At 63.7% G+C, this 13,970-nt stretch carries 12 protein-coding genes; 5 read left to right on the top strand and 7 right to left on the bottom strand.

Annotation, left to right across the window (positions count from 1 at the left end):
- Positions 1-22: 22 nt before the first annotated feature.
- From HALO32_RS00320 to HALO32_RS00300, 5 genes are all read left to right on the top strand, one after another.
- Positions 23-805, top strand: a complete 783-nt coding sequence (locus tag HALO32_RS00320) for a Crp/Fnr family transcriptional regulator (protein ID WP_151441788.1) — start codon at positions 23-25, stop codon at positions 803-805.
- 226 nt (positions 806-1,031) lie between these two features.
- The gene (locus HALO32_RS00315) at positions 1,032-2,642 is read left to right on the top strand and encodes a nitrite reductase (RefSeq protein WP_151441787.1); all 1,611 of its coding nucleotides are present in this window, start codon (positions 1,032-1,034) and stop codon (positions 2,640-2,642) included.
- A gap of 182 nt (positions 2,643-2,824) precedes the next feature.
- Entirely contained in the window at positions 2,825-4,510 is a 1,686-nt protein-coding gene (locus tag HALO32_RS00310; protein ID WP_225809600.1) for a NapC/NirT family cytochrome c, read from the top strand.
- Between the two features lie 23 nt (positions 4,511-4,533).
- Positions 4,534-4,929, top strand: a complete 396-nt coding sequence (locus HALO32_RS00305) for a cupredoxin domain-containing protein (RefSeq protein WP_225809598.1) — start codon at positions 4,534-4,536, stop codon at positions 4,927-4,929.
- A 79-nt stretch (positions 4,930-5,008) separates the two neighbouring features.
- Positions 5,009-5,566: a hypothetical protein gene (locus tag HALO32_RS00300; protein WP_151441786.1), complete on the top strand. Its 558-nt coding sequence runs from the start codon at positions 5,009-5,011 to the stop codon at positions 5,564-5,566.
- Positions 5,567-5,578: 12 nt separating this feature from the next.
- Here HALO32_RS00300 and HALO32_RS00295 read toward each other — a convergent pair whose 3' ends face one another.
- From HALO32_RS00295 to nosR, 7 genes are all read right to left on the bottom strand, one after another.
- Entirely contained in the window at positions 5,579-6,133 is a 555-nt protein-coding gene (locus tag HALO32_RS00295; RefSeq protein ID WP_151441785.1) for a hypothetical protein, read from the bottom strand.
- A gap of 84 nt (positions 6,134-6,217) precedes the next feature.
- Positions 6,218-6,769, bottom strand: coding sequence for a nitrous oxide reductase accessory protein NosL (locus HALO32_RS00290; RefSeq protein WP_151441784.1), 552 nt, complete (start codon positions 6,767-6,769; stop codon positions 6,218-6,220).
- 32 nt (positions 6,770-6,801) lie between these two features.
- Entirely contained in the window at positions 6,802-7,626 is an 825-nt protein-coding gene (locus HALO32_RS00285; RefSeq protein ID WP_151441783.1) for an ABC transporter permease, read from the bottom strand.
- Positions 7,623-8,555, bottom strand: a complete 933-nt coding sequence (locus HALO32_RS00280; protein WP_151441782.1) for an ABC transporter ATP-binding protein — start codon at positions 8,553-8,555, stop codon at positions 7,623-7,625. Before HALO32_RS00280 ends, HALO32_RS00285 begins: the two co-directional genes overlap by 4 nt.
- Positions 8,552-9,898, bottom strand: coding sequence for a nitrous oxide reductase family maturation protein NosD (locus tag HALO32_RS00275; RefSeq protein WP_225809596.1), 1,347 nt, complete (start codon positions 9,896-9,898; stop codon positions 8,552-8,554). Before HALO32_RS00275 ends, HALO32_RS00280 begins: the two co-directional genes overlap by 4 nt.
- 56 nt (positions 9,899-9,954) lie before the next feature.
- Positions 9,955-11,829, bottom strand: coding sequence for a TAT-dependent nitrous-oxide reductase (gene nosZ, locus HALO32_RS00270; RefSeq protein ID WP_151441781.1), 1,875 nt, complete (start codon positions 11,827-11,829; stop codon positions 9,955-9,957).
- Entirely contained in the window at positions 11,826-13,964 is a 2,139-nt protein-coding gene (gene nosR / locus HALO32_RS00265) for a transcriptional regulator NosR (protein WP_151441780.1), read from the bottom strand. Before nosR ends, nosZ begins: the two co-directional genes overlap by 4 nt.
- Positions 13,965-13,970: the final 6 nt, after the last annotated feature.

Genomic DNA, 13,970 nt, shown 5'->3' with positions numbered 1-13,970 from the left:
AGGCACAATCGAGGAGGGGGTCATGAAGACGCCACTGAGCCGTGACGTCCTGATGGTCGTCCGCAAGGTTCCCCTGTTCAAGGGGCTGGAGGACGACACTCTGGCCCTACTGGTCAACGGGGCCCTGGAGCGACGCTATCGCCGTGGGACTGAGCTGTTCCGTGAAAGCGAGCCGGCGGATCGCTTCTATGTGGTGCTCGACGGCTGGGTCAAGCTGTTCCGCGAAAGCCCGGAGGGCCATGAGTGCGTGGTCGGGTTGTATACGGGAGGAGAGTCTTTCGCCGAGGCGGCGATGTTCGATCGCCTCGGTTTTCCGGTAAATGCAGCCGTGGCCGAGGATGCGCGGCTGCTGGTCTTCACCGCGGATCCCTTCCTGGAGACCCTGCGGCAGCATCACGAGCTGGCCCTCAACCTGCTTGCCAACCTTTCCAGCATGCTGCGCTATCTGGTACGCCAGCTCGATCAGCTGACCAATCAGCCGACCTACCAGCGCCTGGCCGCTTTCATTGTCTCGCTGTGCCCGCGCAATGCGGGGCCGGCCAACGTCTGTCTGCCTTGCGACAAGCTACTGATCGCCGGGTGGCTGGGCATGAAACCGGAAAGCTTCTCCCGAGCCATGGCGCGTCTCAAGGAGGTTGGCGTGCATTGTGAACGCAACTTCGTGCGGGTCGACGACATTGCAGTGCTGCGCGAATTTGCCCAGACAGGTGAGGTCGCCCCCGCTGCCGGCAGCGTGAACGGCAGGCTCGCGATGCCCGCCGGTAGGTCCGCCTTCGTGTCGCGAAGAGCCGTGCCGGGCGCATGAATGGCGAGCGTCAAGGCGGTCCGACTTTAGTTGTCGCTAGTTGTGACATAAGTCAACTCCAGGATGCATCTATTGACAGTGGTCAAGGGCGGTCCGGGGCAAAGCTGCTACTACTAATGCTAGGTGGAGGGTGGCTAATGGTCATGGTCAAAGACGTCGAACTTTGGGACGTGACGTGACACCCGCCAGCCACTACCCCAAGGGGAAACCAAGCGAGGCATGTGTTATGTACAAAAGAGCATTGAGTAAGGGGATCTTCGCCCTCAGCTTCCCGCTGGCGGCCATGGCAGGCGCCGTGCAGGCTGCGGCACCGGAGCTGAGCGCCGAGGAGATGGAACGCGCCACTGATATCTATTTCCAGCGCTGCGCGGGTTGCCACGGCACACTGCGTAATGGCGCCACTGGCCCGGGTCTGCTACCCGAAGACACCCAGGAGCTTGGCCAGCGTCGCCTGGAGAGCATCATCACGCTGGGTACCGAAGGCGGCATGAACAACTTCGACGGCATCCTCTCCGAAGAGGAGATCACGCTGATCACGAAGTACATCCAGAACGAGCCGGTCGAGCCGCCGGAGATGTCACTCGCCCAGATGAAGGAGCGCTGGCAGGTCTTCGTCGAGCCGGAGGATCTGCCCACCGAACCCCAGCACGATCTGAACTGGGAAAACTTCATGGTCACCATCCTGCGTGACCGGGGCGCCATGGGCATCATCGATGCCGATACCAAGGAGATGGTCACCGAGGTCGAGACCGGCTATGCGGTGCACGTGGCCAAGGAGAGCTCCGACGGCCGCTTCTGGTACGTGCAGGGTCGCGATGGCCGTCTGTCCAAGATCGACCTGTGGATGGATCCGCCCCAGGTCACCGCCGAAACCTTCATCGGCTATGACGCCCGTGACGTGGCGGTTTCCCACTACGGCGAGTGGAAGGACAAGTACGTCATCGGTGGCGCCTACTGGCCGCCACACTTCGTGATTGCCGATGCCGAGACCATGGAGCCCCTCAAGGTGGTCTCCACCCGCGGCTACGACACCGAAGGCAACTACGTCCACGAGGCGCGCGTCGCGGCCCTCTACAACACCCCGCATGCCCCCACCTTCCTGGTCAACGTCAAGGAGACCGGACAGGTCTTGCAGGTCGACTACAGCGACCTCGACAACCTGCGCATCGAGCAGATGGAGACCGCCGAGTATCTGCACGACGGCTTCTTCGACCCCACCGGTCGTTTCTTCCAGATTGCGGCCAACAACAGCAACATGATGGTGTTCATCGACACCGAGACCCGCAAGAAGGTCAGCATGCTGGAGACCGGCATCAAGCCCCACCCGGGCCCGGGTGCCAACTGGAACGATCCGGAGTGTGGCCCGGTTGCCGGCACCACCCACCTGGGCGAAGGCCTGATGACCTTCTGGGGCAACGATCCCGAGGGCCATCCGGACCAGGCCTGGCAGATCTGTGACCAGATCGAGACCGACGGTCCCGGGCTGTTCGTGCGTACCCACCCCGATTCCGACAATGTCTGGATCGACCAGGCCATGCACCCTGAGCCCGACGTCAACCAGTGGGTCATGGTCATGGACAAGGAGACCCGCGAGCTGACTCCGATCCATGTCGCCGACCGGCCCATCGAGCATGATGCCGTGGCGGTGCACATGGAGTACGACCAGACCGGTACCGAGGTGTGGGTCTCCATCTGGGCCCGCGGTGAAGGCCATCAGGACGACGGTGCCATCATCGTCTACGACGACAAGACCCTGGAAGAGAAGGCGCGCGTCGAGAACCTGAACACGCCCACCGGCAAGTTCAACGTCTACAACCGCAAGAACCATATCGGCTGATTCAGTGCCGACTCCGCCGGAGCGCCTTCGGGCGCTCCGGCCTCTTCTCCAGCCGTTTCCTCACCATGCCAAGGGGCAACGGGAGTGGCTGGACAAGGGGCCGGACACCACGACACAACAAGGTGGCAGGGCAGGGCAACGTAAAGTGACACCTCGTGTCACGGGATTACCGGGAGACTGACATGCTGAGGGAGCGACTGCGCAAATGGCGCAAGATGACGATCATGGGAGCCTCGCTGGGGGCCGCCGTGATCTTCTTCGTGGCCGGGATCATCTTCTGGGGCGGTTTCAACACCGTGATGGAAGCGACCAACAACATGACCTTCTGTAGCTCCGCCTGTCACGAGATGAGCTGGGTCTACGAGGAATATCAGGAACGCCCGCACTACGAGAATGCCACCGGGGTCGGCGCCCAGTGCTCCGACTGTCACGTCCCCGATGCCTGGGGGCCGAAGATGATCCGCAAGATCAAGGCGAGTCGCGAGGTGTGGCACTGGATGCTCGGCACCATCGACACCAAGGAGGAGTTCGAGGGCAAGCGCCTGCACCTGGCTGAAAATGTCTGGCGCTCCATGCTGCGTACCGACTCCCGGGAGTGCCGCAACTGCCATGACTGGTCGGCCATGGATCTCGAGGAGCAGGCTAACCGCGCAAGTCGTGAGCATGCCCGAGGCTTCGAGCAGGGCCAGACCTGTATCGAGTGCCACCAGGGCATAGCCCATGAGCTGCCCGAGGCCTGGGACGAGTCGCCTGTCTGGGCGGATCGTTTCGACTACGGCACCGTCGATGAGGAGGGTGACCTGCTGGGCGACGAGCCAGAGCTGACGGCAGCGCTGGAGGAAGAGGATCTCGGCGAAGCCAAGGAGGTCGAAGAGAATGTTGCCGCCACGCTGGACTGGAGTGAAGTGCCCACACAGGAAGTGACCCTGTTCCTGCCGGGTCAGGCTTCCATCGAGTGGATCCAGGACGGCGGTGAGCATGGCGGCGGCCGAGCCTTCAGCTATGGCGACCGCTGTATCTGGTGCCATCAGGGTGAAGAGGCCGACATCGGTGCGCTGGCAGTCAGCGGCGAGAAGATCGAGACCTATGACCTGGGTGAAAAGCGTGGCCACGTGCCAATGAGTATTCAGGCCAGTTTCGACGACGACTACCTGTTCATGCGCTTCCAGTGGGAAGCCGGTGAACATGCTCCGCTGCCCTTCGTGGAAGGTGGCATGATGGATCCGGAGAACCCCATGAAGCTGACGGTCAGTCTGTCGGACGACAAGGTCGACATGGCCGACCGGGCCGGATGCTGGGCCAGCTGTCACCATGATTCACGCGATATGCCCGACGCGCCGGAGGAGCAGGCCTTGGCCGAGACCGAGCTGGCTGAACGCCTCGATCTGATGAACGGTGTTACCAAGTACCTCTCCGAGAGTCGTACCGATATCGAGATTCGCGGTCGCCGTGGTGCCAAGCGTGGCGGCTGGGACAAGCTCAAGGAAGAAGCGGAGATCGAGGAGCTGCTCAATGGTGGGGTCTATCTGGATCTGGCACGCTACAAGAGCGGTGACGGATCCACCGAATCCGGCTATGTTCTCGACGAGCGTCACTTCACTGAGAGTCAGGCGATCGTCTTCAGTGCCGACGAGCAGGACGGTGTCTGGACCGCCCACCTGACGCGCGCCTTGAAGACCGGTGCAGAGGGCGACAAGCCGATCAACCTCGACGGCAAGTACAATCTCAACGTGGCACTGCACGACGATCACGCCGATTCGCGTTTCCACCATGTCTCCTGGCAGTACGGGCTCGCGTTCGATGCCGAGATACCCGGTGACTTTGAAGAAGACTTCGTGGAAATCAACGCCGCACGCATCAGCCGCTGATGCATAAAGGAGAGGAAGCCACCATGCAGTATCGACTTCTGACACTTGGCGCCACCGTTCTGACCACCCTGCTCATGGGTGGGGTGGTGCAGGCTGGTACTGACGAAAACGACGTGGAAGACGGGCAGACGGGCGGGAGTAGCCAGACGGTCGAAGTTGAGATGTTCGACTACACCTATCATCCCGCTGAACTGGAAGTCGAGGTTGGTACCACGGTGCGCTGGGTCAGCGAAGAGAAGCGCACCAGCCACGATATCTACTTTCCCGACGAGGACATTGGATCGCCAAGGTTGTTTCCCGATGAGAGCTGGGAGCGCACCTTCGACGAGCCGGGCACCTACGAGTACCACTGCCGTCCCCACGAGGATCGCGATATGGACGGGGTAATCCACGTCGTGGCGGCGGGAGATGCCGAGTAACATGCTGTCGCTCGGTGATCAGCCATCTTGCAAGTCGCGGGGGCGTCTCGGCGCCGCAACCCTTATCAGAGGAGAGCGAATGTCTTTACTCACTCAACCCGCAGCCCGTCTCGGTGGTCTGCTGACCACGCTGGTACTGGCCTTGCCCAGTGTCGCTGCTGCGGCGCAGGGTCCCGAAGGATATCGCAGCGCCGATTTCGGGATGTCCTACGATACGGTCATGGCAGAGCTCGTCGACGATGACGCCGTGGTCAACCTGTCGGATGTCGGAAGCGACGAGGGCGACAGGATCGTCAACGCCCAGCTCAAGGCGAACGATGAGCCAGAAACCGACCTGCGCTATGTCTTTCCGGCGGGCAGTGAACAGCTGGCCCTGGTCGTCGCGTTCTATCCCCACGTGGAGGACCGCGACACCGTTACCCAGCGGCTCGAGGAGCGTTTCGGCGAGCCTTGGCAGGAGGACATGGCTCAGTGGTGGTTCGAGCAGCTCAAGGCGGGCATGCCTCAGGAGCCGAGCAGCCTGATGGTATGGGGGGGTGAAGGAGATGAGGCCGAAACGCGTGGCCGCTTTACCCGTCTCTGGACCTTCGACGATTACCTTTCCGTCGAGTATCTCGATACGCGGCTGTTCCCCTGAGTCGCCTGCCCTTCAGGGGGTGGCCATTCGGCATAGGTGCATTGCCCGGGAAATGGCCGCCTCCGCCCCGTCCAGAGCGAAGATCATGAACCAGGGGTCGTCCTCGCCGCGCATCATGCGCAGGCGCAGGATGTCACCCCGGCGCATTTCTTCGAGCAACAGAGGCTGTTCTTCCGGATAAATGTGGACATAGAAGCCGCTGTCGCCGCGGTAAGTGACGAACTTCGCCCGACCGCCGTGAATGGTCTCGTGGTCGACCCGCAAGTCGATGGGCACGAGGTTTACCGTACGGCTCTCGGCCTGGTATTCGTCAAGCTCCACTCGCAGCTCCAGCCATGGCATGTCGCAGGCGCCGGCGCTGGCGTTGACACTGAAGATGGCGTCACTGTAGCTCTGCTGCTCGATGGCGCGGAAGTGGCGCTCCTCGCCCAGCGACAGGGTCAGCGAGTGCCAGCTGCCATGGGCCTGGACGTTGCCGGTGTTGTAGTTAGTAGCTGATGCCGCCCCAGTCAGAGCCAGGCAGAACGTCAGCAGCAGGGACGGAACGAAACGGGAAATGGGAGGCATGACGTGGTGCTTCCTCGGCCGGGATGCGCCGAGGCTAGCACGGTGTCCAGCGGCTGTCCTGCCCCCTGGCGTCCCTCGCTGTCGCTATTCGTGAGCGGGCATATTGCCCATGCCCTTATCGCTATTGCCACCCAACTCGCCTCGGCCCAGTCGGCCCAGCAGGTCGAGATCGATCTCATCAAAGCCCACCAGCTCACCACCGTGCGTCTCGCGAAACGCCTGGGCATCAGCCTGCTCGGCGAAGGAGGCCAGGGTGTGGCCCATGGCGCCGGGTTGGTCATGGCCCACCACGTACCAGGCTTCCTCGGCGCGAATGAAGGCCTCGTCCGAGGGCTCCCCCCAGGTTGTCACGCCAATGTCGTGGACATAGGCATGTGACAGACGTGTCTCGTTCTCTGGCTGCTTGAGGAAAGTGAACAGGTCCATGGTGGAGCAGAACTTCAGCGCCTCGCCCTGGCTGTCCAGGAAGGCCTCCCCCTTGGGCCCTGGAAACTGCTCGATCAGCATGCCGCAGACGTGACAGCTGTCGCCGTCCTCGATGGGGACGGCGGCGGCCAGTGTCTCGGGTTCGGATTCGCTGCAGCCGGTCAGCAGCAGGCTGGCGAGCAGTGCGATCAGGAGGGCGAGTCGGGTCATGGCGGTCTCTCTCGGGGCGCGTTAGGGAAGGTTCAGGCGGCGCGGTGGCGAAAGCGCAGCAGCGCCAGGCCCAGGGGCACCAGCACCCAGGCCACCAGGATCGCGGTCACTACGCTGGGGCGGAAAGCGCCACCCTCGGCGATGGAGGTGAGGCCGCTATAGTCGCGGGCGGCCTCGAAGCCGGCCAGGTTGATCAGCCGGAAGCACTCGATAGGGTTGAGCAGCAGCAGCCAGGGCAGCCAGTCGCCCCCCTGCTTGACGCTGACCAGTAATGCCAGCAGCCCCAGGTCGAAGACCAGCACGAAGAGGAACCACACCACCAGTGCCAGGCCGGCGGCGCGAGCCTTCTCGGTGACCGAGACGCTGATCAGGTAGGCGAAGGCGATGAATACCCAGCCCAGCAGGATGCTGCTACCGATCAGCAGGCCCATGCCGGTGGCCAGTTCGGTGAGCGGCACGCCCTCTGCAGCCACCGCGATCACCGCCCCGGAGACGCCGAACCCCAGTGCCGTGGCGACGCCAAGGATCAGGCCATGGCCGAGGAACTTGCCCAGCAGCAGTTGGGTGCGGCTGATGGGGTAGGTGAGCAGCAGTAGCAGGGTGCCCGCCTCCTGCTCGCCGACCACGGCATCGTAGGCGAGCAGCAGGGCAATCAGCGGGATCAGAAAGACCGCAAGCGTTGCCAGGCTGACCAGGGTGGTGGCCAGCGAGGTGAAGCCCAGACCGCCGCTGGCGGCGGCGCCGAACCAGGCGATGCCCACGGCCAGAAAGGCCAGCACCAGAGCGATGGCCAGCACCCAGCGATTGCGCAGGCCGTCGCGGAATTCCTTGCCGGCGATGATCAGGATGGCATTCATCGGGCGTCTCCTCGTTGCTCGGGCGAGAGGTCGGCGGAGAAGTGGGTATAGAGGTGCTCCAGGGTGGGCGGCAGCAATTCGATGTCCTCGATGCCCGAGAGCTCGGTGAGCCGGCGCAGCACGGCAAGCTTGGCGTCCGGCGGCACCGAGAGGGTGACTTCGTGGCCGTTGACGGCGGTGGCCTCGATGCGGGGGTCGTCCCAGTGGGCCAGGTCGCCCTCGGCGCTGCTGCCGCGGGCACGCACGGAGAGCGGCAGGGCAGCCTGCTGGCGAAGGTCATCCAGGCTGCCAAGTGCCAGGCGCCGGCCGCCACCGAGGATCAGCGCACGGTCGATATAGGGCTCCACGCCGGGCAGCACGTGGGAGGAGAGCAGGACGGTGCAGCCGCGGTCGCGCAGGCCCCTCACCGTATCGTAGAACTCACGGGTGGCGGCCGGGTCGAGGCCGGTGGTGGGCTCGTCCAGCAGCAGCAGGCGCGGGTCGCCGAGCAGCGCCTGGGCCAGCCCGAGGCGCTGGCGCATGCCCTTGGAGTAGGTCTTCACCCGCCGCGAGGCGGCGTGTCCCAGGCCCACCTGGTCGAGCAGCTCGTCCACCTGGCGGCGGTCGACTCGCTTCAGTCGGGCGAAGTAATCGAGCACCTCGCGGCCGCTGAGCTGCTCGTAGAAGCTTACATTCTCAGGCAGGTAGCCTAGTCGGCGACGCAGGGTCTCGGCATGAGCGCCGTCGGGAGCGCCGCCGAGTACCGCCACGCGCCCCTCGCTGGGCGAGAGCAGCCCCAGGATCAGGTGCATGGTGGTAGTCTTGCCGGCACCGTTGTGGCCGAGCAGGGCCAGTACCTCGCCCTCGCTGACCTGAAGGTCCAGGGCGTCGAGGCGCACTAAATTCCCGTCACGACGTGTCACGCTCTGGAAGTCGATTACCGCGCTCATGCGTCGGCGTCTCCGAGGTTGTGTTGACTCAAGTCGGTTTCATTGAAATCGGGTTCATTCATCAGCGGATGGCTATCCTTGACCCCTTGGGGGCGAAAAACCGGGAACTGTCGCTGTACCCAGCGGAGTGCCAGTACGGCAGGGCTATGCATCAGCAGTCGCGCCACCGGATAGCGCCACAGCAGGCGATCCATGGCGTCGTTGGGTTCGAAGGGTGTATCACCCACGCCATCGCCATCCAGGTCCCAGCCCAGATAGTCACTCCAGTAGTTGCCACGCCCCTTCTCGGACCACTCCTGGGCACGGGTCGCCACGTACATTACCTGCTGGCGGTTGTCGATGAAGGCATTGCCCACCAGGTCGTTGTCCTCGGAGCCGGCGGTGAGGTGGATGCCGATATCGCTTGCCGCGAAGCGGTTAGCCTCGAAGCGATTGTACTGGGCGTTGTAGACGAACAGGGCCTTGCCCTCGCCGCCACTGACCAGGCCCTGGCCCTGGGCATCCCGGCGCTGGTTGATGCCGGTGACGCGGTTGTCGCGCAGGAGGGAGTCGGTGATGTTGTTCATCAGAATCCCGTAGTGGCGGTCGTCCTCGGAGCGATTGCCGATGACCTCGAGGCGCTTGGATTGCATCAGCGCATAGCCGGTGCGGGTGCCCCGGGTCAGGTTGTTCTCCAGGCGGTTGTCGTGGGCGTACATGTAATGCACCCCGTAGCGTAAATCCTGCATACGGTTGTCGCGAAGCAGGCTTTCGCTGCTGGTGTCGATGTAGATACCGTCGCGTGTGTGGCGAATGTCGTTGCCTTGCACCTTGACGTTACGCACGTTGAAAAGGTGGATACCGTTGCCGCGGTCCTGAGAGCGCAATGAGGCGTCGCCACGGATCACGTTGTCGAGTACTTTCACGTCACTCACGGCATCGAGCCAGATGCCGAACCCCGGGCCTTCCAGTCGGGAGTCGCGGATAACGCTGCCGCTGGCGCTCTCGGCGACGAAGATGCCGGCATCCATGTCGGTGAGGTTGGCGCCCCAGTTCTCGATAGTGAGGTGTTCCAGCACCGTGTCGGGCGCCTCGAGCACAACGGCGTGGCCGTTGCCGCCGCCGTCGATCACCGCGCCCGGCTCGCCCTTCAGGGTGAGCGTGCGATCGATGGTCAGCGGTCCGGGATAGCGGCCTTCTGGGAGCAGGAGACGGTCGCCCTTGTCGGTCCGTTCGATCAGCGGCTGCAGCGGCTCACCGGGGCTGGCCGTCCAGTCGGCGGCCAGTGCGCCGCCCGGCAGCCACACGAGCAGCCAGGCAGCAAGAATCATTCGGGGGACGACGCGAGACAGTCGTCGGGTCATGCGGGTCTCCAACTACAAACGGGGCCGGGCGGCTGCCCGGCCCCGATGAGGGCGTATCAGGCCTTCTCGACCAGCATGCGGCCGGTCATTTCCATGTGCATGGCATGGCAGAACCAGGAGCAGTAGTACCAGTACACCCCGGGCTTGTCGGCGGTGAAGGTGACGCTTGCGGTCTGCTGCGGACCGATCTCCATGGAGGCGCCATGATTGACCATGACGAAGCCGTGGGTCAGGTCCTCGACCTGGTCGAGGTTGGTGACCACCACGGTCACTTCGTCGCCCTGCTTGACCTTGAACTCGGTCAACCCGAACTGGGGTGCTACCGAGGTCATGTAGACGCGCACCTGGTTGCCGTCGCGGATCACCGTGTTGTCGCTCTCCAGGGTCACCCCGTCCGCCTCGGCCATGGCCACGGTCTCGGCGAAGAAGGGATCGTCACGCGTCCAGGTCCGCGAGGGGCTGAGCTGGTCGGCGCGCAGCAGGATGCAGTCGTGGGGTTCGGCGAAGGTGGGGCCGTCGTGGACCAGTTTCATCTCCTCGCCGGAGATGTCGATCAGCTGGTCGTTCTCCGGATGCAGCGGACCCACCGGCAGGAAGCGGTCCTTGGAGAACTTGGAGAGTACCACCAGCCATTTGCCGTCGGCATCCCGGGACTCAGTGAGACTGGCGTGGTTGTGGCCCGGCTGGTAGTGGACGTCGATCTTCTGGCGAATGTAGTTGACTTCCTCGCCGTTATAGGAACGGATGGCATCCTCGATGTTCCACTTGGCCACCTGGCTGTCGATGAAAAGGGTGGTATAGGCGTTGCCGCGACCGTCATAGGTGGTGTGCAGCGGCCCCAGCCCCAGCTCCGGTTCACCGACCACGGTGTCGCGTGGCTCGATGGCATCATTGAACAGCTCGGGAAGCGTGTCGATGGCGATGATGGTGCAGGTGGGCGAGAGCTTGCCGTTGGCGATGAAGTACTGGCCGTCCGGCGATGTGTTGAGGCCGTGGGGGTTCTTGGGCACCGGGATGTAGCGGGTCAGCTTGGAGCCTTTACGGCCGTCGAGCACCGGTACCTCGCTGTCGCCCAGGGTCTCGAATTCGCCGGCGTCCACGGCGGCCTCGATGGCCTCGACGTCGAACACCACCACCCAGTCGCGCTCGGCGCGCATGGTGTCGGCGAGCGTCATGCCCTTCTCGGAGTTATAGCAGGTGGATGCCACGAAGCGGCCGGTATAGTCGGCATCGGTGTTGTCCAGGTTGCCGTCGACGATCACCTGCCAGGCCACGTCCATGCTCTCGGCATCGATGGCGTTGAACATGGTGAAGTAGTTCTCCGGACTCTCGAGGTCGCGGCCGTCGTTGACCTGGGGAATCGGCAGCTCGGCATTGGCGAACACGTACTTGGTGTGCGGCACCTTCTGCAGGCGCAGGCCGTGGATGGCCTGGACGTTGGGAATGGTGGTGATCTTGTCCGTCTTCATGATATCGAGACGGATGCGCGCTACCCGGGTATTGGCCTTGTCGTTGATGAACAAGTACTTGCCGTCGTAATGGCCGTCGGTCATGGAGATGTGCGGGTGGTGGCAGTCGCCGTTGAGGAAGCGCGCCGAGTCGCCCATGATGCGCCTGGACTCGTTGGTGATCCCCCAGCCGGTGGCGCTGTCGATGTTGAACACCGGGATGCGCATCAGCTCGCGCATGGAGGGAATGCCCAGCACCCGCACCTCCCCCTGGTGGCCACCGCTCCAGAAACCGTAGTATTCGTCGAGCTCGCCGGGGGCGACCTCGACGCCGTCCTCTGCCGCCTTGGCCTCGCGGCTGCTCATCAGCGCCCCGGCGCCGAAGCCGCCGGCCAGGCCGGCACCGGCCACGCCGGTCACCGCGCTGTTGCGCAGGAAGTGGCGGCGCCCGAGGTTCTCGATCTCTTTCTTCTTGTCACTCATGGTGAATCCTCCTGGTAGGTCGGAATCCGCTGCAGCTGACTGCTGGCGGGATCATGTGTCTCGACGCCACCCTTGCCACCGGCCATGCGGGCCGCCTTCTCATAGCGTTTGCGACGCTTGATGACAGGTGGGCAGCGCTGGTCGTCGTAGTAGGTGATCTGGCAGTCGAGACAGTAGTGGCACTCGTTGGCATTGATGCGGCCATCGGGATGGATGGCGGCCACTTCGCATTCGTTGGCGCAGATCTGGCACGGGGTGCCGCAGTCGCCGCGGTGCCGCTTGAGCCAGTCGAACAGGCGCAGGCGGGCAGGAATCGCCAGGCCGGCGCCCAGCGGGCAGACGTAGCGACAGTAGAACTTGTGGTTGAAGGCCGAGATCGCCACCAGGCCCAGGGCATAGAGCAGGAAGCCCCATTCGCGCTGGAAACGCAGGGTGATAGCGGTCTTGAAGGGCTCCACCTCGGCGTAACGCTCGGCGGTACCCAGGGAGTGCAGCGACACGGCGAAGAGCCCCAGCAGGATGATGTACTTGATGGCCCAGAGGCGCTCGTGAAGGGCGAAGGGCACCTCGATCTGCTTCACCCCCAACTTGCGGGCAGCCTTGTTGACCAGGTCCTGGAGGGCGCCGAAGGGACATAGCCAGCCGCAGAAGACGCCGCGTCCCCATAGCAGCAGGCTCACCGCCACGAAGGACCAGAGGATGAACATCATCGGATCGATCAGGAAAGAGCTCCAACTGAAGCCACTGATCAACGAATTGGTGAAGGTCAGGATGTTGACCACTGATATCTGCGCCAGGGAATACCAGCCGATGAACACCAGGGTGTAGACCAGAAAGCCCAGGCGCAGCGGGCGCAGGATTTTCGGATGGCGTGCCAGCACGTCCTGAAACAGCATGATTCCCGTCAGCACCAGCAGGCCGGCCAACAGCACGCCGATCTGGAAGGCCTTGTCCTTCCAGACCTCCACCCAGATCGGTACTTCCACCGGCGGTTCGGGGCGCTCGATGTAAGCCTCGGGCACGCTGTAGTCGGCGCTGAAGCGGGTGAACTCGGTATCCAGCGGCCCCGAGGCGCGGCGCACCAGCAGGTCCAGTTGCCAGGGCTGACCGGGATTGAAGGCAGCGTCCTCGCGAATAATGAAGATGTCGCGCTCGTTCAGGTTCGGTGCACCGTCGATGGCGAGATTGCCCAGGCGGATATGATCACTGTCGTGGAAGCTGATGCTGGTGTTGCCCTGAGAGAATTCGATGCGGTCGAAGATTCCCCCGCGCACATAGCCCGAACCCTTGAAGGAGTAGTCGCCGCGAGCCATGACGGCGATGGCATGCTCCCCCGGGGCGAGCTCCTCCATCAGCTGCTCGTAGCCGCTCTCACCCAGCAGGTTGCGACCCGCGGTGGGAGGGTTGACGTAGGTATAGAACATCTCGATGAAGGTGCTTTCGGGGTCCTCGGGCTCGCCGCGCAGATAGTCCTCGGCAGCTGTCCCTACGAAAGCCTCGTCCACGGTGCCGTGGGTCAGGTGCAGGCGGCGGATGGTGCCGTCCCCGGTCAGCGTTTCCCAGTCGGCGGGCTCGAAGACGTCCTGGCGCACCGTCGCGGCCGGGCCGAGTGTGGGGTCCTCTATGATTCCCTGCTCGGCGGCCACCTGGCGGGCGGCGCGCATGATGGTGTCACTGACCACGATGACCGTGACGGTGGCGCCGGAGATGGCGTCCAGGTTGTCACCAACCTTCATGCGGTCGTTGACGTGGGCGGGGATGTGCTCGTCGGCGAAGCCCTCGAGCTTCGTCTCGGGGATCCCCACCAGCATGATGGGCTCCTCGTGGCTCAAAATATCGGCCTGGAGGATCTTCCCCTCCGGGTCGATACCCACCAGCAGATTGACCGGCTTGCCCGAGTAGGCCGGGATCGGCGCGATGTCGACGCTCTCAAAGGCGTAGCCGAGTAGTTCGTCACCGGCACGCACTTCACTCACCGGCCACTGCGATTCGGCCGCTTCGAGGCGGTCGGCATCGGGGAAGCCCTCGCGAACCTGTTCCAGCTCCAGAGCGTGCAGCGCCGGGGCGATCAACAGCAGGAAAAGGCCGAACAGCAGGCTGGCGACGCCCGCGGGTCGAGAGTGTCGTGCTGGCATGGCGAG

The organism is Halomonas lysinitropha (genome assembly GCF_902500215.1).
Taxonomy (GTDB): Bacteria; Pseudomonadota; Gammaproteobacteria; order Pseudomonadales; family Halomonadaceae; genus Halomonas; species Halomonas lysinitropha.
The sequence above is the reverse complement of the archived record's forward strand: the minus strand, read 5'-3'. Positions and strand labels throughout refer to the sequence as shown.